Raw genomic sequence first — 18042 nt, 5'->3', positions numbered from 1 at the left:
ATCAATAGATGCCCGGCACGCGAACATCATTGCAGGAGCTGCCGGAGGCTGCTCCTGCGTATACAAATCAAGCGCACGACATCAGCAGATTATTCGCGGGGAACGAGGTCCAGGCACACCGAGTTGATGCAATAACGCAAACCGGTTGGCGGCGGACCGTCCGGGAACACATGCCCAAGGTGCGCATCGCATTTGGCGCAGACCACTTCGGTACGGATCATGCCATGGCTGATATCACGGATCTCGACCATCGCGCTGTCGCCAATCGGCGCATAGAAGCTCGGCCAGCCGCAGCCGGAATCGAACTTGGTTTTGGAGTCGAACAGCGGTGCGTTGCAGCAGATGCAGTGGTAAACGCCGTCGGTTTTGGTGCCGTTGTATTTACCGGAGAACGGTCGCTCGGTGCCCTTGAGGCGGCAAACGTTGTACTGCTCCGGATCAAGCATGGCCCGCCATTCTTCCAGGGTTTTTTCCAACTTTTCCATTGATACACCTCAGCAGCTGAAAAAGCCCGATCTGTACCTTTTCCACGGATCGGGCGGCACGTATGATTGCGCCTCGTCAAACGCCAGTCTGGCAGCCAGACCACGCGCATTCAAACGGATTTATGAGTGCCGCCACTCAAGGCGTCAGGCCTGTGTGAATACGCAGGATTCCCAGCACGGTCGTTCACACGCCGCCTGGATCGTTCATTTTCGGGAACACATCGCCATGCAGGTCAGCAAATCGAACAAGCTCGCCAACGTCTGCTACGACATTCGCGGCCCAGTGCTCAAGCACGCCAAACGCCTGGAAGAGGAAGGTCATCGCATCCTCAAGCTGAACATCGGCAACCCGGCGCCCTTTGGTTTCGAAGCGCCGGACGAAATTCTTCAGGACGTGATCCGCAACCTGCCGACCGCCCAGGGCTACAGCGACTCCAAAGGCCTGTTCAGCGCCCGTAAAGCCGTGATGCAGTACTACCAGCAAAAGCAGGTGGAAGGCGTCGGCATTGAAGACATTTACCTGGGCAACGGCGTTTCCGAGCTGATCGTGATGTCGATGCAGGCCCTGCTCAACAACGGCGACGAAGTGCTGGTGCCGGCCCCCGACTATCCGCTGTGGACCGCCGCAGTGAGCCTGGCGGGCGGCAACCCGGTGCATTACCTGTGCGACGAGCAGGCCAACTGGTGGCCGGACCTGGCCGACATCAAGGCCAAGATCACCCCGAACACCAAGGCCCTGGTGATCATCAACCCGAACAACCCGACCGGCGCGGTGTATTCGAAAGAAGTCCTGCTGGGCATGCTGGAACTGGCCCGTCAGCACAATCTGGTGGTGTTCTCCGACGAGATCTACGACAAGATCCTGTACGACGACGCCGTGCACATCTGCACCGCCTCGCTGGCACCGGACCTGCTGTGCCTGACCTTCAACGGCCTGTCCAAGTCCTATCGCGTGGCCGGCTTCCGCTCCGGCTGGATCGCCATTTCCGGCCCGAAACACCACGCCCAGAGCTACATCGAAGGCATCGACATGCTGGCTAATATGCGCCTGTGTGCCAACGTGCCGAGCCAGCACGCAATCCAGACCGCACTCGGTGGTTATCAGAGCATCAACGATCTGGTATTGCCCCAAGGGCGTCTGCTGGAACAGCGTAATCGTACCTGGGAACTGCTCAACGACATTCCGGGCGTGAGCTGCGTCAAACCGATGGGTGCGCTGTATGCGTTCCCGCGGATCGATCCGAAAGTCTGCCCGATCCACAACGACGAGAAATTCGTGCTCGACCTGCTGCTCTCGGAAAAGCTGCTGGTGGTACAAGGCACGGCCTTCAACTGGCCATGGCCAGACCATTTCCGCGTGGTCACCCTGCCACGGGTCGACGACCTGGATCAGGCCATTGGCCGGATCGGCAACTTCCTCAAGTCCTATCGCCAATAAATGGCCTGTCACCGTGCGACGCGGATAAAAGTCGCACGGTGATTAATTCAGCAACACTTCTGTGCGCCCTGCCCTGCCTCGTTGTTTCAAGCGCTGACTGACGACACGCTTCATGCCCACGCCCAATAACGGCGGGGGCCTGTGAAGCTAATCGGCTGACAACCGTTTCCCATGTCGACGTCGGAAATGCCCTTCAAGCAGCTAGACTGTTGCCGTAGGACACAGTTTGAAATAGTCACCCGGTTGAATAGCCCGGTGCAGCACCTTATATACCCCGCAGTACGCTACATCTTTAGCACGAGGAGATTTCTACAACCATGATGCGCATTTTGCTGTTTTTGGCCACTAACCTGGCGGTCGTGCTGATTGCCAGCATCACCCTGAGCCTTTTCGGCTTCAACGGGTTCATGGCGGCCAACGGGGTTGATCTCAACCTCAATCAGCTGCTGATTTTCTGTGCGGTCTTTGGTTTCGCCGGTTCCCTGTTCTCGCTGTTCATCTCCAAGTGGATGGCGAAAATGAGCACCAGCACCCAGATCATCAGCCAGCCGCGCACCCGGCATGAGCAATGGCTGCTGCAAACCGTCGAGCAACTGTCCCGCGAAGCCGGGATCAAGATGCCCGAAGTCGGGATTTTCCCGGCCTATGAAGCCAACGCCTTCGCCACCGGCTGGAACAAGAACGACGCACTGGTCGCGGTCAGCCAGGGCTTGCTCGAGCGTTTCTCGCCGGATGAAGTGAAAGCCGTTCTGGCCCACGAAATCGGTCACGTGGCCAATGGCGACATGGTCACCCTGGCGCTGATCCAGGGCGTGGTGAACACCTTCGTGATGTTCTTCGCCCGGATCATCGGCAATTTTGTCGACAAGGTGATCTTCAAGAACGAAGAAGGCCAGGGTATCGCCTACTACGTGGCGACCATCTTCGCTGAACTGGTCCTGGGCATCCTGGCCAGCGCCATCGTCATGTGGTTCTCGCGCAAGCGCGAATTCCGCGCCGACGACGCCGGCGCACGCCTGGCGGGTACCAGCGCAATGATCGGTGCCCTGCAGCGCCTGCGTGCCGAACAAGGGCTGCCGGTGCACATGCCGGATACCCTGAATGCCTTCGGCATCAACGGTGGTCTCAAGCAAGGGTTCGCCCGCATGTTCATGAGCCACCCGCCGCTGGAAGAACGCATCGACGCACTGCGTCGCCGGGGCTGACAGGTTCCGCAGCACTGTCTAGTCCTGAAACAGGTGTAAACCTATTTCAGGACTAGACACACCAAAAGAAAAGGCCCGCAGTGAATGCGGGCCTTTTTTTGTCTGCGAAGTGGTGTGGTGCTCTTCAGGGCCTCATTGCGAGCAAACCCGCGATGAGGCCAGCATAACCAGCAGCTTTTATCAGCTGGAAACCCGATACACACGCTCCTCAAGCCGCGTGACACCGGCCTCGAGAAACTTCCAGCTCTCACCCAGGACATCCTGGTCTTCCAGGATCTTCAGCTCCCACGAAGCCCCCAGCAGCCGTTGCACTTCGTCATCAAGCACAGCAAATGGCGGTCCGGCCATTTGCTTCTGGTCGTAATCCAGCGTAATCAAAATCCCTAAAGAATCCTTCGGCAGAATCCGGATCAGATGAGCCGCGTATTGTTCACGCATCGCTGGCGGCAAGGCGATCAGCGCCGCGCGGTCGTACAGTGCGCTGCAATCGGCAACATCGCCTGCCGTCAACTCGAAGAAATCGCCGCACCACAGCTCGATCGACCCGGCCCGATAGACGTTGAAAGGCCCCTGGTCGCTGATTGCCGGGTCCAGTTGATGCTCATTGAAAAAGTCCTCGATGGCCTTTTCCGACAACTCGATACCCAGCACCTCATGACCGCAGTGCGCCAGCCACAACAGGTCCAGGCTCTTGCCACACAACGGCACCAGTACGCGAGAACCTTCATCAAGGCCCAGTTGCGGCCAGAACCGTTGCAGATAGGGATTTACTTCCGGCAGATGAAAGCCGATCTGATTCGACGCCCACCGTTTGTGCCAAAACTCCGGCTGCATAATTAACCCCGAAAAATTCGATCAAAAGACTCTAAAACTTATATTAGATTTAGATCAATGATCTGACTGAAGATGCTGCCATCTTACTCTCCGGAGCTCAATTATGTTCCCCAGCCTGTATATCTCTCATGGCTCCCCCATGCTGGCCCTGGAACCTGGCGCCAGTGGGCCGGCCCTTGCGAATCTGGCCGCGACAATGCCCAAGCCCAAAGCCATCGTGATCGTTTCCGCGCACTGGGAAAGCAGCGAATTGCTGGTCGGCGGCAACCCCCAACCCGAAACCTGGCACGACTTCGGCGGTTTTCCGCGGGCCTTGTTCGAGGTGCAGTACCCGGCACCCGGCAGCCCGCAACTGGCGACAGAGGTTGTCGAGCTGCTGAAGACCGATGGCCTGCCTGCGCGCATCGACGCCAAGCGCCCCTTCGACCACGGCGTTTGGGTACCCTTGTCGTTGATGTACCCGCAGGCCGATGTCCCGGTGGTGCAGGTCTCGCTGCCCACCCGTGGCGGCCCGGCGCTACAAACCAGCGTCGGACATGCCCTGGCCAGCCTGCGTGAGCGCGGCGTGCTGTTGATCGGCTCTGGCAGCATCACCCACAACCTGCGCGAACTGGACTGGCACGCCGGCCCGGAAAGCGTCGAACCCTGGGCCAAGGCGTTCCGCGACTGGATGATCGAAAAACTCGAAGCGAACGATGAAGCCGCGCTACACGACTATCGCCAGCAAGCACCGAACGCGGTGCGCAACCACCCGAGTGACGAACATCTGTTACCGCTGTACTTCGCCCGCGCGGCCGGGGGCGAGTTCAGCATTGTGCACCAAGGGTTCACCATGGGGGCGCTGGGGATGGATATCTATCGTTTCGACTAATAAGTCGACCGCCGGCCCCGCTCAAACGCCGGACACAAAACAGCAGGCAAAAAAAATCCCCGAACCAGTCGGGGATTTTTTATGTGCGATCAATCAGCCCGGGGGCAGATCAATCTTCGCGGTAGCGACGCAGCTTCAACTGCTTACCGGCAACGCGAGTGTCCTTCAGTTTGGTCAGCAGACGCTCCAGACCATCTTCCGGCAGCTCGACGAGGCTGAAGCTGTCACGCACCTGAATGCGACCGATGGCTTCACGCGCCAGACCACCTTCGTTGAGGATGGCGCCCAGCAGGTTCTTGGCAGCGATACCATCACGCGCGCCCAGCGCGGTACGGCAACGAGCACGGCCTTCAGCCAGCGGGATCGGAGCACGACGCTCGCGGTCACCACGGTCCGGACGATCACCGGAACGCTCTGGACGATCGCCACGCGGTGCATTGTTCGGCACCAGCGGACGTTCTTTCTCGATCGCGGCCAGGGTCAGCGCTTGACCGTTGGTAGCCTTGCGCAGCAGAGCTGCGGCCAGGGCACGCGGGCTGCAACCGATGTCGGCAGTCAGACGATCCAGCAGATCACCGTGAGTCGACTCGGCATCACCTACCAGCGGCGACAGGCTGTTGGTCAGTTTCTTGATGCGGGCATCGAGAACAGCTTGAGCGTCCGGCAGGCGAACTTCGGCAACTTTCTGACCGGTAACACGCTCGATCACTTGCAGCATGCGGCGCTCACGAGGAGTGACCAGCAGCAGCGCGCGACCTTCGCGACCGGCACGGCCGGTACGGCCGATACGGTGAACGTAGGATTCCGGATCGTACGGCATATCAACGTTGAACACGTGAGTGATACGCGGAACGTCCAGGCCACGAGCGGCAACGTCGGTCGCCACAACGATGTCCAGACGGCCATCCTTGAGGGATTCGATGACGCGCTCACGCTGGTTCTGAGCAATGTCACCGTTCAGCGCAGCGGCTTTGTAGCCTTTGGCTTCCAGGGCACTGGCCAGGTCCAGGGTCGCTTGCTTGGTGCGCACGAACATGATCAGGGCGTCGAAATCTTCCACTTCCAGCAAGCTGAGAACGGCAGAAGTCTTCTGGTCAGCGTGAACCAACAGGTGAGCCTGTTCGATCGCGGTAACGGTCTGAGTCTTGCTCTGGATCTTCACATGCTTCGGATCGCGCAGGTGGCGTTCGGCGATGGCACGGATCGATTGCGGCAGGGTGGCCGAGAACAATACGGTCTGACGGGTTTCCGGCATGGCCTTGAAGATAACTTCCAGGTCGTCCATGAAGCCCAGCTTGAGCATTTCGTCCGCTTCGTCGAGAACCAGGTGGTTCACGGTAGCCAGGACTTTTTCGTCGCGACGCAGGTGGTCGCACAGACGACCCGGAGTGGCGACAACAATCTGTGCGCCATTACGGATTGCTTTCAATTGTGGGCCCATCGGCGCGCCGCCGTAGACAGCCACAACAGTTACGCCCGGCATTTGCTTGGCGTAGGTTTCGAAAGCGGTTGCAACTTGTAGCGCCAACTCACGAGTTGGGGCCAGGATCAGAGCTTGCGGCTCGCGCTTGGACGGATCAATGCGGTGCAGGATCGGCAGGGCAAAGGCAGCGGTTTTACCGGTACCGGTTTGCGCCTGGCCAATCATATCGTGACCGGCGAGAATGATCGGGATCGACTGCTGCTGAATGGCCGAAGGCTCTTCATAGCCGGTAGCGACTACTGCAGCGACAATATTAGGGTGAAGTTCAAGAGCGGCGAAGCCGCCGATTTCCTGGGTCATGGGTCTGCCTCTAAGTGCATCCGCAAAGACCCATGCTCCAAAGCTGCGCATGCCGTGTTGAGACTCAAGAGTCGCCCTGGCAGCTTTGTCGGCGGGGATTTGCGAAAACGAATGAATGAAAAGAATCGTCAAGGAAGAGTCCGCGGGGCGGACGTGCAGCCGAAGCTGGCTTCGGGGAATTGCGCTACCTAAACGCGGCCCGGTTAAAGGCCGGCGCGCACTATACCGGAATTCGGCAAAAAAGGGAGCTTTTTTTATCGGAAAAAACCGGCATACGCCGTTGTGTCACGGGCTTTGCGGATAATCGTACAACCGTCTATTTTGCAAAGGCCCGGCCCTGCTGACGATGGCGCTAAAACGGTTCACCCTTGCGACGCAGACCTTTGGTCTGACGCACCCTTCCCGCCCGAGGAAATGCTCCATGAATCAGCCCAGCCCCAGTCGTGTAACCCGTGAAAGACACGGTCATGTCCTGATGATCGGCCTGGATCGGGTAGCCAAGCGCAATGCCTTCGACCTCGACCTGCTCAATGCGCTCAGCCTGGCCTATGGCGAATTCGAAGCCGACAGTGAGGCGCGGGTCGCGGTGGTGTTCGGCCATGGCGAGCATTTCACTGCCGGGCTCGACCTGGTGAGCGCCGGCGCAGCCCTGGCCGAAGGCTGGCAGGCACCGCCCGGCGGCTGCGATCCCTGGGGCGTGTTCGGCGGCCCCCGGGTCAACAAACCGGTGATTGTCGCGGCGCAAGGCTACTGCCTGACCGCGGGCATCGAATTGATGCTGGCCGCCGACATCAACCTGTGCGCCAGCAATACCCGTTTTGCCCAAAAGGAAGTGCAGCGCGGACTCCTCCCGTTCGGTGGCGCCACCTTGCGCCTGCATCAGGTCGCCGGTTGGGGCAACGCCATGCGCTGGCTGCTCACCGGCGATGAATTCGATGCACATGACGCCTTGCATCTGGGCCTGGTGCAGGAAGTCATGGCCAGCGAGGACTTGCTGCCACGGGCGATCGAGTTGGCCGAGAGGATTGCGAGGCAGGCACCGCTGGGGGTTCAGGCGACGTTGATGTCTGCGCGACAGGCGCGCTACGAGGGTGAAATTGCTGCGACCCAGGCATTGCCGCCGCTGGTGAAGAAACTGCTCAACAGCGAGGACGCCAAGGAGGGTGTGCGGTCGATGATCGAGAAGCGGCCAGGCGTCTTCAAAGGCTGCTGACAGATCGGCTTTTGTGGCGAGGGAGCAAGCTCCCTCGCCACAGATGACCTCATCGCATTAAGTCGCCGGCCGAATATCCTTGATCAACGATTGCAACGAATACCCCAACCGCGGCGCCAGGCCTTCCGCGCGGGCGATCAGCCCTTCCATGTCCAGCTCCTGATCCAGCTCCGATGGCACGATCAGAATCACGTTGCCCTCCTTCACCGGCAGTTCCCAGTAATGCCGGTGATAGAGACCGCGCAACAACGCTGCACCCAACGGCTTGCCGTCGTCGGTGGCCCACTGGTTGATCACCAGCCAGCCCCCCGGATTCAAGCGTTTCTGACAGTTTTCCAGAAAGCTCCAGGCCAGGTGCCCGACACCCGGCCCGACATCGGTGTACAAGTCGACGAAAATCAGATCGGCCGGTTCAGCCGTATCGAGCAACTCCAGCGCATCGCCGACGCGGATGTACAGCCGCGGATCGTCATCCAGCCCCAGGTATTCGATGGCCAGGCGCGGTACGTCAGGGCGCAGCTCGATGGCTTCGACATCTTCCAGTGGCAGGAACTTCAAGCAAGCCTGGGTCAGTGTCCCAGCACCAAGGCCGAGGAACAGCGCGCTTTCCGGCTGCTCGTGGCACAGCGCACCAATCAGCATCGCGCGGGTGTAATCGTACTCGAGCCAGCTAGGGTCGGCGGTGAACACGCAGCTCTGTTCGATGGCGTCACCGAACTCCAGAAAACGGTAATCGGCCACTTCCAGCACGCGAATCACGCCGAACTCATCCTGCACCTCGGCGAGCAGATGCTCGACGCGCTCCTCAGTCATTTCGTCTCCTGATCGTTACCGGCCCCGGCAACACGATAAACCGCAACATAAAGCGGCAAAGGCGCGATTGTCCGCGAAGCGACGGGAGCAGGTCACGCACTAATTGCTGATAACATAACCGTCCGAGCGTAAAACACTAGAGACTGCGATGAGCCAACCCTGGAGCCCTGACAGCTGGCGCGCCCTGCCGATCCAGCAACAACCTCAATACCCCGACGCGGCGCATTTGCTGCACGTCGAGCAAACCCTGGCGAGCTATCCGCCACTGGTGTTTGCCGGTGAAGCGCGGGAGTTGCGCCGTCAGTTTGCCGAAGTCACCCAGGGCCGGGCATTTCTGTTGCAGGGCGGCGACTGCGCCGAAAGCTTCGCCGAATTCTCCGCCTCGAAAATTCGCGACACCTTTAAAGTGTTGCTGCAAATGGCGATCGTCATGACCTTCGCGGCCGGTTGCCCGGTGGTCAAAGTCGGACGCATGGCCGGTCAGTTCGCCAAACCCCGTTCGGCCAATGATGAAACCATCAACGGCGTGACGCTGCCGGCCTACCGTGGCGACATCGTCAACGGCATCGGTTTCGACGAAAAAAGCCGCGTACCGGACCCGGATCGCCTGCTGCAGTCCTACCACCAGTCCACCGCGACCCTGAACCTGCTGCGCGCCTTTGCCCAGGGCGGCTTTGCCGATCTGCATCAGGTACACAAATGGAACCTGGACTTCATCGCCAACTCGGCACTGGCCGAGAAATACAGCCACCTGGCCGATCGCATCGATGAAACCCTGGCCTTCATGCGCGCCTGCGGCATGGACAGCTCGCCGCAACTGCGCGAAACCAGTTTCTTCACCGCCCACGAAGCGCTGCTGCTGAACTACGAAGAAGCCTTCGTGCGTCGCGACAGCCTGACCAACGACTACTACGACTGCTCGGCCCACATGCTGTGGATCGGTGACCGTACACGTCAACTGGACGGTGCTCACGTCGAATTCCTGCGCGGGGTGCATAACCCGATCGGGGTCAAGGTCGGCCCGAGCATGAACCCTGAAGACCTGATTCGCCTGATCGATGTGCTCAACCCGGACAACGACCCGGGTCGCCTGAACCTGATTGCGCGGATGGGCGCGAACAAGGTCGGCGATCACCTGCCGCAGCTGATTCGCGCGGTGCAGCGCGAAGGCAAGCAAGTGCTTTGGAGCTCCGACCCGATGCACGGCAACACCATCAAGGCCAGCAGCGGCTACAAGACCCGCGACTTCGCGCAGATCCTTGGCGAGGTGAAGCAGTTCTTCCAGGTTCACGAAGCGGAAGGCAGTTATGCCGGCGGCATCCACATCGAAATGACCGGGCAGAACGTCACCGAATGCATCGGCGGCGCGCGGCCGATTACCGAAGATGGGTTGTCGGATCGTTATCACACCCATTGCGACCCGCGGATGAATGCCGATCAGTCGCTGGAACTGGCGTTTTTGATTGCAGAGACCCTGAAGCAAGTCCGGCGTTAAATCCGGTTGAGCCCTTTGCGGGGATCCGACTTGCCCGCAAAGGCGCCATTTCAATCACCGCCACTTTGAACCAACGCCCCCCGCAACCTCGCCGCACTCGCCCGCGGGCAATTCAGCTGAAGCCGCTCAAGCCCCAACCAGTCCGCCATCCGCCGCAGATTGACCGCCAACGCCAGCATCCCTTCATCATCCAGCCCCGGCTCTTCCTCATGCACGGCATGCACCGCCAACCGGCCCGACGCTCGTTCGGCTCGCAAGTCGACCCGCGCAGCAATCCGCTCATTGTGCAAAAACGGCAAGACGTAATAGCCGTAGACGCGTTTATGCTGCGGCGTATAAATCTCCAGCCGATAACGGAAATCGAACAATCGCTCGGTACGGCTGCGCTCCCAAATCAGCGAATCGAATGGTGAAAGCAGCGCACTGGCCTCGACCTTACGCGGCACTTTCGGCTCAGCCAGGCAATAAGCCGGTTGCCGCCAGCCTTCAACTCCACAGACCAGCAGCTTTCCGCCCTCGACCAGTTCCGCCAGACGCGGCCGGCTGTCTGCCGGGCTCAAGCGAAAATAGTCCCGCAGGTCCTTTTCCGTGCCGACGCCCAACGCCGTGGCCGCATGCAGCAATAACCCGCGCTGGGCTTCGGCTTCACTGAGCAAGGGCTGCTGCAGAAGCGCCGAAGGAATCACCCGTTCCGGCAAATCATAAAGCCGTTCGAACCCGCGCCGGCTGGCCACGGTCACTTCACCGGCGGCGAACAACCATTCAAGCGCATGCTTTTCAGCGCTCCAGTCCCACCACGGCCCTGCCCGTTCCTGACGGGTCGACAGGCTGCCCGCCCCCAGCGCACCGAGCTCCTGGACCGACGCTAAAACACGGCGAATCGTGTCCTGCTGCTCACGACCGAAACGCGCCAGTTGCTGGTAGATATCTTCGCCACGGGAAGCGCGCTGCATGCGCCAGCGCATCAAGGGGTACATCGACAACGGTAATAACGAAGCTTCGTGGCCCCAATACTCGAACAACGTGCGCCGACGGCCCTGACTCCAGGCAGCCTGATCGAGCAAGTCGGTTGAATAATTGCCAAGACGGGAAAACAAGGGAAGGTAGTGCGAACGCACCAATGCATTGACCGAATCGATCTGCAGAATGCCGAGCCGTTCGATCAGCCGGTTGAGCTGAACCGGCTTGGTCGCCGCCGGCGGCTGGCGCCCGTTGAACCCTTGGGCAGCCAGCGCCAGACGCCGAGCCTGTTTGAGGGAAAAGGACAGTGTGGCGGGCATGAGCATCTCCTTGTCTGCTCGCAACCTACCTCACCCGAAAGTGGTTTGTGTAGCGATGGCATCATCATTTGTGCATCGGATCATCCCAGAACGGTCTTACTGCCTCATGCTCCACATCTGCGCGGCTCACGCCGATATCCTTCAGTGCTTCGTCGCTCAAGCTCGCCAGTAATTCACGTTCACGGTGAAGTTCGTACCAGCGACTAAACTTGTGCAGCAGATCGGATACCGCGTGGATTGAGAATTTTTGTTCCGTTACATGCTCGTTGTGACCTTTCATCGTGTAGCCCTCCTTTAGGGATGGATCCAGTCTCGCCGCAGCGCTAAGATCAATCCAACGAATGTTTCTGATGGCATACATCTCGGAGATTGATGAATGTCCGCCTACCCCAGTATCGACACCGATGTACTGCGCACCTTCGTCGCGATCGCTGATCAGGGCGGCTTTACCCGCGCCGGGGAAATGGTCAACCGCACCCAGTCGGCGGTGAGCATGCAGATGAAACGTCTGGAAGAAGACGTGTTGCAGCGCCAGCTGTTCGAACGCGACGGGCGCCAGGTCAAGCTGACCGCCGAAGGCCAGGTGCTGCTCGGCTATGCGCGGCGCATCCTCAAACTCCACAGCGAAGTCTTCAATACCCTGCGCGAGCCGCACATGGTCGGCACGGTGCGCATCGGCACGCCCGACGATTACGTGATGCGCTTTCTGCCGGGCATCCTGTCGCGCTTCGCGCAGTTCTACCCGCTGATCCAGATTGAGGTTCATTGCGAATCGACCCGGCAACTGTTGCAGCGCCAGGACCTGGACCTGTCCATCGTCACCCGCGAGCCGGGTAACGAGATCGGCCAGTTGTTGCGCAAGGAGCGTTTTGTCTGGGCCGAGGCCCAATGCTTCAACGCCCACGAGCAGACGCCGCTGCCGCTGGCGATGTTCAATAGCGATTGTTTCTGCCGTGCCTGGGCGTGTAATGCGCTGGAAGCCATGGGTCGCGATTATCGCATTGCCTACAACAGCTCCAGCCTGTCGGCATTGATGGCAGTGGTCAGCGCGGGGCTTGCGATCACCGCGCAACTGGAAAGCCTGATCACGCCAGACATGCGCATCCTTGGCGCCGACGAAGACCTGCCGCTGTTGCCGGAAGCCAGCATCATGCTGATCCGCAACCTGAACAACCCTTCACCGATCACCGAATGCCTGGCCGAGCACATCGTCGAAGGCTTCAAACTTTAAAGGCGAGCATCACCGCGCAGCACACCAGAAACCCACAGAACAGCCCGCGCAACAGCCGCTCCGGCAGTGCGTGGGCGATTCTCACGCCCCAACTGATGCTCATCAATCCACCGACCGCCAAGGGAATACCGATCGCCCAGTGCACCTGATGGTGCACCGCATAAGTCGCCAACGTGACGCCCGTGCTCGGCAATGCCAGCGCCAGCGACAAGCCCTGGGCAACCACTTGGCTGGTACCGAACAGACTGGTCAACACCGGCGTGGCCACCACCGCCCCACCCACGCCAAACAACCCGCCCATGGTCCCGGAAGCCGCGCCGAGCACACCCAGCCACGGCCATGAATAATGCATCTGTGAAGACGCCGGCGCAGTGGCGGTGAACATTCGCATCAGGTTGTAGGCCGACAGCGCGACCAGGAACGCGACAAACCCCACGCGCATGGTTTGCGCATCGATGCCCACCGCCCAGATCGAACCGATCCAGGCGAAGCAGAATCCCATCGAAGCCAATGGCAGCGCATGACGCAATTCGATGCGATTGCGCTGGTGATAACGCCATAGCGCCAGCATCACGTTCGGCACCACCATCACCAGCGCCGTGCCTTGGGCGACCTGCTGATCGAGACCGCACCACACGCCCAGCAGCGGAATCGCCACCAACCCGCCACCAATGCCGAAGAGCCCGCCGAGGGTGCCCATGGCGGCGCCAAAAACCAGGTACATCACGAACTCAATCACAGGCGGTTTCCTCTTGTCAGGCCGCTCATCCTACGCAGTCGGCTCTGGCAGGGAAACGCATAGCAACGCACAATGGCTATGCCAAATTCGCACAAGCGTTGACGAAGCCATGAACCCCAATCAATTGACCGAACAACTCGGACTGTTTCTGGATGTGCTGGAGACCGGCAGTTTTTCCGCTGCATCCCGCCGTCATCCCCTGACGCCATCGGCGGTGGCGCGACGTATCGATAGCCTGGAAAGCGCCGTCGGCAGTCAGCTGTTCATTCGCAGCACCCACGCGGTGCGGGCTACCCCGGCAGGCTTGGCCTTTGCCGAGCGCGCGCGGCGGATCGTCGCGGAACTGCGGCTGGCGCGGGCGGAAGCGGTGTCCCTGAGCAATGCGCCGGAAGGCTTGATTCGGGTCGATGCGCCGGCAGCGTTCGGACGACGCCATCTGGCACCGGTGATTGCCGACTTCCTGACCCTTTACCCTGGTCTCGACGTGCAATTGCACCTGATCGACAGCTTTGTCGACATGCAGGGTTCGAACCTGGGCAAGGTCGACCTGGTGCTGCGCGCCGGGCAAATGGCCGATACCCGGCTGGTGGCCACGCCGCTGGCGAGCATGGTGCGCATCGCCTGCGCCAGCCCCGATTACCTGCAACGCCGTGGCGTGCCGACCGAGCCGGCGCAATTGGTCGATCACGACGGCCTGGATTGGGACGGCCTGGCTCCGCCGTTCGCCTGGCGCTTCGAGCGGGATGGGCAGATGCATTTGCACCGGCCTGCGCGAATCCGCATGAGCGCCAACAACGCCGAGGCGCTGGTCTGCGGCGCACTGGCCGGGCTGGGTGTCGCGCATCTGCCGACCTGGCTGGCCAGTGAATATTTATTGCGCGGCGAACTGCTGCCGCTGTTCTGCGAACAAGGTCTGCCAAAACCGGAAAGCACCGGTATTTATGCGTTACGCCTGGAGCAGCAGCCCAGTTCGCGTAGCCGCTTGCTGCTGGAATACCTGAAGACCCGTTTCAGCCCCATTCCACCGTGGGATCTGGCGCTGCAAACCAACCTGGACCGCCACTAGTCCATAATTATCTGGCGCATTAAAGATTCGCCCGCTAGATTCATGACGATCACTGATCAAGGCTTTGAAATGAACACCGAGCGCGACACCCCGGACAACTGCGATAACCTGCTGCTGGATAATCAGGTCTGCTTCGCCCTGCATTCCACTTCATTGCTGATGACCAAGGTTTACAAGCCGCTGTTGCAAGCGCTGGGCCTGACGTATCCGCAGTACCTGGCAATGATGGTGTTGTGGGAAAAGGACGGATTGACGGTCGGCGAAATCAGCAGCCGACTGCTGACCGATCCCGGCTCCCTCACCCCGCTGCTCAAACGCCTGGAAGCCGAAGGCCTGCTGAGCCGCACCCGCAGCCGCGAAGACGAACGGGTAGTGATTGTCGAACTCACCGAGCAAGGCCATGCGCTGCGAGACAAAGCGCGCGATATTCCGCAGTGCATCCTCGGCGCCAGCGGGCAGACGCTGGAGCAGTTGAAGAAGCTGCAAGCGGATCTCCAGGAGCTGCGCAGCCACCTGCAAGACAGCCTTTAGACCGCGTTATCGTTCTTCGCGGGCAAGTCGGATCGCCCGCGAAGGCGCCCTCCCCCGTCGCAAAAAAATTCACTTCGCATAAATCCCGCACGAAAGCCTCTATCTCAAGCATCTCCCGCCTGATCGAATCTCCAGGTGATGGGCAGGGTCAGTTTTTTTCAAAAATTTATCTTGCGCGCTAAATATTAGCGAGCTACATTCACTTCGCATTTACTTAGTGCGCAAACATTTAGCGCGAAACACCCAATCCGAAACGAGGCTCACACCATGCAAACTCTCTACACCGCAATCGCAACCTCCACCGGCGGCCGTGACGGTCGTTCGATCTCCAGCGACAACGTCCTCGACGTCAAACTCGCGACCCCGAAAGAACTCGGTGGCGCCGGCGGTGCGGCAACCAACCCTGAACAACTGTTCGCCGCCGGCTATTCCGCCTGCTTCATCGGCGCGCTGAAATTCGTCGCCAGCCAGACCAAACGCAAAATCCCCGACGACGCCTCGATCACCGCCCATGTCGGCATCGGCCAGATCCCTGGTGGTTTCGGCCTGGACATCGACCTGCACATCAGCCTGCCGGGCCTTGAACAAGCCGATGCACAAAGCCTGGTCGACGCCGCCCATCAGGTCTGCCCGTACTCCAACGCCACGCGTGGCAACGTCGATGTGCGCCTGCACGTTGCCGTTTAATCACTGATCTTGATCATTCGCCCACAAAAAAGCCCGACTCAATGGTCGGGCTTTTTCATTCCTCAAGCGGTGCTTATTTAGCACGGCCTTTGTAGGAACCGCCTTCGCGGGTATCGATCTCGATCATGTCGCCGATTTCGATGAAGTCAGCAACCGACAGCTCGGTACCGTTCTTCAGTTTGGCAGGCTTCATCACCTTGCCGGAAGTATCACCGCGAGCGGAGCCTTCGGTGTAGTCAACCTGACGCACGATAGTGGTCGGCAGTTCTACGGAAACCAGACGCTCTTCGAAGAAGATCGCTTCGCAAACATCGGTCATGCCTTCTTCAACGAAAGGCAGAACGGCTTCGATGTCTTCAGCGTTCAGCTCGTACATGGTGTAGTCAGTGGTGTCCATGAACGTGTAGGAGTCGCCGCTGATGAAGGACAGGGTCGCTTCTTTGCGGTCGAGGATCACGTCGTCCAGTTTGTCGTCGGCGCTGTAAACGGTCTCGGTCTTGTAACCGGTCAACAGGTTTTTCAGCTTGGTCTTCATGATCGCGCTGTTACGACCCGACTTGGTGAATTCAGCTTTCTGAACCAGCCAAGGATCGTTGTCGATACGGATCACCATACCGGGTTTCAGTTCTTTACCAGTTTTCATTGCGAATATCCGAATTTGGATGGGATTTACAAAAATCTAGGCCGCGTATCATATCCAATTTAGGTAAAACTGTACCAGCGCTGCGGCAAGATCTGCCTGCAAGGCTTGTTCCAGACACCACGCCTCGGCATGTTTTTCCAGTTCCGGCCAATGTTTGCGGGTTGATTTCCAGTACTCGCCCATTGTCTCACCTGCATTCCATGCCCGCCATAGACCGCTGATCGCCTCGCCAGCAGGTTTGGACAGGCCTTGGGTGTACAGGGTCAGGAAGGCGTCGAGCTTGTCCAGGTGGATATCTTCGTCCTGCCGATAGATGTGCCAGAGCATTGGCCGGCCTGCCCATTGCGCGCGAACAAAGGAATCTTCGCCGCGCACGGCGTTGAAATCGCAGCTCCACAGCAGCAGGTCATATTGATCCTGCCGGACGAACGGCAGCACTTGCACGGTCAGGGCATCGCGCACATGCACCGCGCCGACCGTCAGCCCGTCCACTGCGAGCCAGCGTTCGACGTCGCCGAGAATCCGCCCCTCGGGCACCAACAGATGAGTGGGCGTCGAGTCGGCAGCCATGGCATCGAGCCAACTGGCCAGCCCGTTATTCTCGTAGGCGAACAGCGAGATCAGCTGTGCGTTCGGGGCGCGTTCAACCCCCAGGCCTTGCAGGAACTCTCGCTGAGCCTCGGGACTTTGCTGAAACTGCCGACGCCGCTCGAGCAATCCCCTCTCACGCAGCAAGCCACCGGTGCCCTTGCGAAAACCCGGGAAGAAAAAGAACTTCTGCACGTTCTTGTACTTCACCGACGGCAAGCCGTGACAACCGACGACCCAGTCTTCGGCGCTCAGATAATCGAGGTTCATCCACAGCGGCGGCTTTTCCCGCTCGGCCATGGCCTCCATATAAGCACTCGGCAACTGGCAGGCGAACGCGGCGATAACGACATCCGCGGCTTCGGTGGGTTGCCAGTGCGCTGACCATTGCCGCACCTCGACACCCTGCTGCCACTGCTGCGTAGCGTGGATGTCGATTTCTGGACACAACCGCTCGAAGGCCCGCAGGTCATCGACCCACAAGCGCACCGTCACTGAATGTTCGGCCACCAGTTGGCGGGCCAGACGCCAGGTCACACCAATGTCGCCGAAATTGTCGACCACGGTGCAAAAAATATCCCAGCGGGTTTTCATTTCAGGCATTCCAGGTTCCCGTTGGCAAAAGCGCCGATTGTCCGCATAAATTACCCCGTGCAGAAGAGCCGACGACGATTAATCTTCGTGCGACAATCGCCACTCGCCCGCGACCACCCGCCAGGAGGCAGTCATGCCCTACCGTCCCCACCCGCGCCGCTCCATGCCGATCCAGCTCAATGCGCTGCAACTGACCGGCAGCATCGCCCTCGGTTTGTGGCTGGGATTTATCGCGATCGCACTGACTTGCTGGCTCGCCTGGCGCCTGTTGTTCAACGAGCAATTGGCACCCTTGGCCCAGGCGGTGGAGCAACTGGCCAAGCCGCCGGTGCTTGAACAACCCGCTGCGCAAAACCCGATGTTCGAACAGTACGAGGAACACCTGCGCAGGAACGATCAGCAGCAAATGGTGGAACAGGCCAGAAGCAGCAAACACAATCTGGCCAATCCAAAATGTCAGTTCTGGCTGCAACAGGACCAGACCGCGCCGAGCGAAAAAAGCCGCGCCAACGTCCTGCAATTCTGCGATTGATCATGAAGCTCTCT

General features: G+C 59.7%; 18 protein-coding genes and 1 pseudogene. 10 read left to right on the top strand and 9 right to left on the bottom strand.

Features of this window, described 5'->3' with window-relative positions; all coding sequences use genetic code 11:
• Nucleotides 1–89: 89 nt before the first annotated feature.
• On the bottom strand, nt 90–485 hold the full coding sequence (gene msrB / locus FFH90_RS09525; protein ID WP_007940018.1) for a peptide-methionine (R)-S-oxide reductase MsrB: 396 nt from the start codon (nt 483–485) through the stop codon (nt 90–92).
• Between the two features lie 226 nt (nt 486–711).
• On the opposite strand from msrB, the gene FFH90_RS09520 reads away from it, so the two are divergent.
• The gene (locus FFH90_RS09520; protein ID WP_007940017.1) at nt 712–1923 is read left to right on the top strand and encodes a pyridoxal phosphate-dependent aminotransferase; all 1212 of its coding nucleotides are present in this window, start codon (nt 712–714) and stop codon (nt 1921–1923) included.
• A gap of 317 nt (nt 1924–2240) precedes the next feature.
• Nucleotides 2241–3128: a protease HtpX gene (htpX, locus tag FFH90_RS09515; RefSeq protein WP_008075669.1), complete on the top strand. Its 888-nt coding sequence runs from the start codon at nt 2241–2243 to the stop codon at nt 3126–3128.
• Nucleotides 3129–3308: 180 nt separating this feature from the next.
• Here htpX and FFH90_RS09510 read toward each other — a convergent pair whose 3' ends face one another.
• On the bottom strand, nt 3309–3962 hold the full coding sequence (locus FFH90_RS09510; RefSeq protein ID WP_138867044.1) for a thiopurine S-methyltransferase: 654 nt from the start codon (nt 3960–3962) through the stop codon (nt 3309–3311).
• A gap of 103 nt (nt 3963–4065) precedes the next feature.
• Between FFH90_RS09510 and FFH90_RS09505 the strand changes: the two genes are divergently transcribed.
• Nucleotides 4066–4833 (top strand): class III extradiol ring-cleavage dioxygenase, encoded by a 768-nt coding sequence (locus FFH90_RS09505; RefSeq protein ID WP_138867043.1) that lies wholly within the window; start codon nt 4066–4068, stop codon nt 4831–4833.
• Nucleotides 4834–4942: 109 nt separating this feature from the next.
• Here FFH90_RS09505 and FFH90_RS09500 read toward each other — a convergent pair.
• Nucleotides 4943–6650: pseudogene (locus FFH90_RS09500) on the bottom strand (DEAD/DEAH box helicase).
• 387 nt (nt 6651–7037) lie between these two features.
• Between FFH90_RS09500 and FFH90_RS09490 the strand changes: the two are divergent.
• The gene (locus FFH90_RS09490) at nt 7038–7829 is read left to right on the top strand and encodes a crotonase/enoyl-CoA hydratase family protein (RefSeq protein ID WP_018930021.1); all 792 of its coding nucleotides are present in this window, start codon (nt 7038–7040) and stop codon (nt 7827–7829) included.
• 57 nt (nt 7830–7886) lie between these two features.
• Here the strand turns inward: FFH90_RS09490 and FFH90_RS09485 are convergent, their stop codons facing one another.
• Nucleotides 7887–8642, bottom strand: a complete 756-nt coding sequence (locus tag FFH90_RS09485; protein ID WP_007940010.1) for a spermidine synthase — start codon at nt 8640–8642, stop codon at nt 7887–7889.
• Nucleotides 8643–8790: 148 nt separating this feature from the next.
• Between FFH90_RS09485 and FFH90_RS09480 the strand changes: the two genes are divergently transcribed.
• Nucleotides 8791–10137 (top strand): class II 3-deoxy-7-phosphoheptulonate synthase, encoded by a 1347-nt coding sequence (locus tag FFH90_RS09480; RefSeq protein WP_138867042.1) that lies wholly within the window; start codon nt 8791–8793, stop codon nt 10135–10137.
• 50 nt (nt 10138–10187) lie between these two features.
• On the opposite strand, the gene FFH90_RS09475 is transcribed toward FFH90_RS09480, so the two are convergent.
• A complete protein-coding gene (locus FFH90_RS09475) occupies nt 10188–11417 on the bottom strand; it encodes a winged helix-turn-helix domain-containing protein (RefSeq protein WP_138867041.1) in 1230 nt (409 codons plus the stop codon).
• A 64-nt stretch (nt 11418–11481) separates the two neighbouring features.
• Nucleotides 11482–11697: a DUF1127 domain-containing protein gene (locus tag FFH90_RS09470; protein WP_018930023.1), complete on the bottom strand. Its 216-nt coding sequence runs from the start codon at nt 11695–11697 to the stop codon at nt 11482–11484.
• Between the two features lie 96 nt (nt 11698–11793).
• Between FFH90_RS09470 and FFH90_RS09465 the strand changes: the two genes are divergently transcribed.
• Nucleotides 11794–12648: a LysR substrate-binding domain-containing protein gene (locus FFH90_RS09465; protein ID WP_018930024.1), complete on the top strand. Its 855-nt coding sequence runs from the start codon at nt 11794–11796 to the stop codon at nt 12646–12648.
• Here FFH90_RS09465 and FFH90_RS09460 read toward each other — a convergent pair.
• Nucleotides 12638–13372, bottom strand: a complete 735-nt coding sequence (locus FFH90_RS09460; RefSeq protein WP_081626569.1) for a sulfite exporter TauE/SafE family protein — start codon at nt 13370–13372, stop codon at nt 12638–12640. The genes FFH90_RS09465 and FFH90_RS09460 overlap by 11 nt on opposite strands.
• Nucleotides 13373–13496: 124 nt before the next feature.
• Between FFH90_RS09460 and FFH90_RS09455 the strand changes: the two genes are divergently transcribed.
• From FFH90_RS09455 to FFH90_RS09445, 3 genes are all read left to right on the top strand, one after another.
• A complete protein-coding gene (locus FFH90_RS09455; protein WP_086944663.1) occupies nt 13497–14453 on the top strand; it encodes a LysR family transcriptional regulator in 957 nt (318 codons plus the stop codon).
• Nucleotides 14454–14522: 69 nt separating this feature from the next.
• Nucleotides 14523–14984 (top strand): MarR family winged helix-turn-helix transcriptional regulator, encoded by a 462-nt coding sequence (locus FFH90_RS09450; protein WP_026286713.1) that lies wholly within the window; start codon nt 14523–14525, stop codon nt 14982–14984.
• 267 nt (nt 14985–15251) lie between these two features.
• Nucleotides 15252–15671: an organic hydroperoxide resistance protein gene (locus FFH90_RS09445; RefSeq protein WP_018930027.1), complete on the top strand. Its 420-nt coding sequence runs from the start codon at nt 15252–15254 to the stop codon at nt 15669–15671.
• A gap of 73 nt (nt 15672–15744) precedes the next feature.
• Here FFH90_RS09445 and FFH90_RS09440 read toward each other — a convergent pair whose 3' ends face one another.
• On the bottom strand, nt 15745–16314 hold the full coding sequence (locus FFH90_RS09440) for an elongation factor P (RefSeq protein ID WP_007940000.1): 570 nt from the start codon (nt 16312–16314) through the stop codon (nt 15745–15747).
• 48 nt (nt 16315–16362) lie between these two features.
• The gene (earP, locus tag FFH90_RS09435; RefSeq protein ID WP_138867040.1) at nt 16363–17505 is read right to left on the bottom strand and encodes an elongation factor P maturation arginine rhamnosyltransferase EarP; all 1143 of its coding nucleotides are present in this window, start codon (nt 17503–17505) and stop codon (nt 16363–16365) included.
• 124 nt (nt 17506–17629) lie between these two features.
• Between earP and FFH90_RS09430 the strand changes: the two genes are divergently transcribed.
• Nucleotides 17630–18028: a hypothetical protein gene (locus FFH90_RS09430; RefSeq protein ID WP_138867039.1), complete on the top strand. Its 399-nt coding sequence runs from the start codon at nt 17630–17632 to the stop codon at nt 18026–18028.
• The last annotated feature ends 14 nt before the right edge of the window (nt 18029–18042 follow it).

The sequence above is a fragment of the Pseudomonas sp. ATCC 43928 genome, assembly GCF_005938665.2.
GTDB lineage: Bacteria > Pseudomonadota > Gammaproteobacteria > Pseudomonadales > Pseudomonadaceae > Aquipseudomonas.
This window is presented reverse-complemented; position numbering and strand designations above follow the sequence as displayed.

Coding starts and splice junctions, on each gene's coding strand:
- msrB (WP_007940018.1), bottom strand. CDS start 485: ATGGAAAAGTTGGAAAAAACCCTGGAAGAATGGCGGGCCATGCTTGAT.
- FFH90_RS09520 (WP_007940017.1), top strand. CDS start 712: ATGCAGGTCAGCAAATCGAACAAGCTCGCCAACGTCTGCTACGACATT.
- htpX (WP_008075669.1), top strand. CDS start 2,241: ATGATGCGCATTTTGCTGTTTTTGGCCACTAACCTGGCGGTCGTGCTG.
- FFH90_RS09510 (WP_138867044.1), bottom strand. CDS start 3,962: ATGCAGCCGGAGTTTTGGCACAAACGGTGGGCGTCGAATCAGATCGGC.
- FFH90_RS09505 (WP_138867043.1), top strand. CDS start 4,066: ATGTTCCCCAGCCTGTATATCTCTCATGGCTCCCCCATGCTGGCCCTG.
- FFH90_RS09490 (WP_018930021.1), top strand. CDS start 7,038: ATGAATCAGCCCAGCCCCAGTCGTGTAACCCGTGAAAGACACGGTCAT.
- FFH90_RS09485 (WP_007940010.1), bottom strand. CDS start 8,642: ATGACTGAGGAGCGCGTCGAGCATCTGCTCGCCGAGGTGCAGGATGAG.
- FFH90_RS09480 (WP_138867042.1), top strand. CDS start 8,791: ATGAGCCAACCCTGGAGCCCTGACAGCTGGCGCGCCCTGCCGATCCAG.
- FFH90_RS09475 (WP_138867041.1), bottom strand. CDS start 11,417: ATGCCCGCCACACTGTCCTTTTCCCTCAAACAGGCTCGGCGTCTGGCG.
- FFH90_RS09470 (WP_018930023.1), bottom strand. CDS start 11,697: ATGAAAGGTCACAACGAGCATGTAACGGAACAAAAATTCTCAATCCAC.
- FFH90_RS09465 (WP_018930024.1), top strand. CDS start 11,794: ATGTCCGCCTACCCCAGTATCGACACCGATGTACTGCGCACCTTCGTC.
- FFH90_RS09460 (WP_081626569.1), bottom strand. CDS start 13,372: ATGTACCTGGTTTTTGGCGCCGCCATGGGCACCCTCGGCGGGCTCTTC.
- FFH90_RS09455 (WP_086944663.1), top strand. CDS start 13,497: ATGAACCCCAATCAATTGACCGAACAACTCGGACTGTTTCTGGATGTG.
- FFH90_RS09450 (WP_026286713.1), top strand. CDS start 14,523: ATGAACACCGAGCGCGACACCCCGGACAACTGCGATAACCTGCTGCTG.
- FFH90_RS09445 (WP_018930027.1), top strand. CDS start 15,252: ATGCAAACTCTCTACACCGCAATCGCAACCTCCACCGGCGGCCGTGAC.
- FFH90_RS09440 (WP_007940000.1), bottom strand. CDS start 16,314: ATGAAAACTGGTAAAGAACTGAAACCCGGTATGGTGATCCGTATCGAC.
- earP (WP_138867040.1), bottom strand. CDS start 17,505: ATGCCTGAAATGAAAACCCGCTGGGATATTTTTTGCACCGTGGTCGAC.
- FFH90_RS09430 (WP_138867039.1), top strand. CDS start 17,630: ATGCCCTACCGTCCCCACCCGCGCCGCTCCATGCCGATCCAGCTCAAT.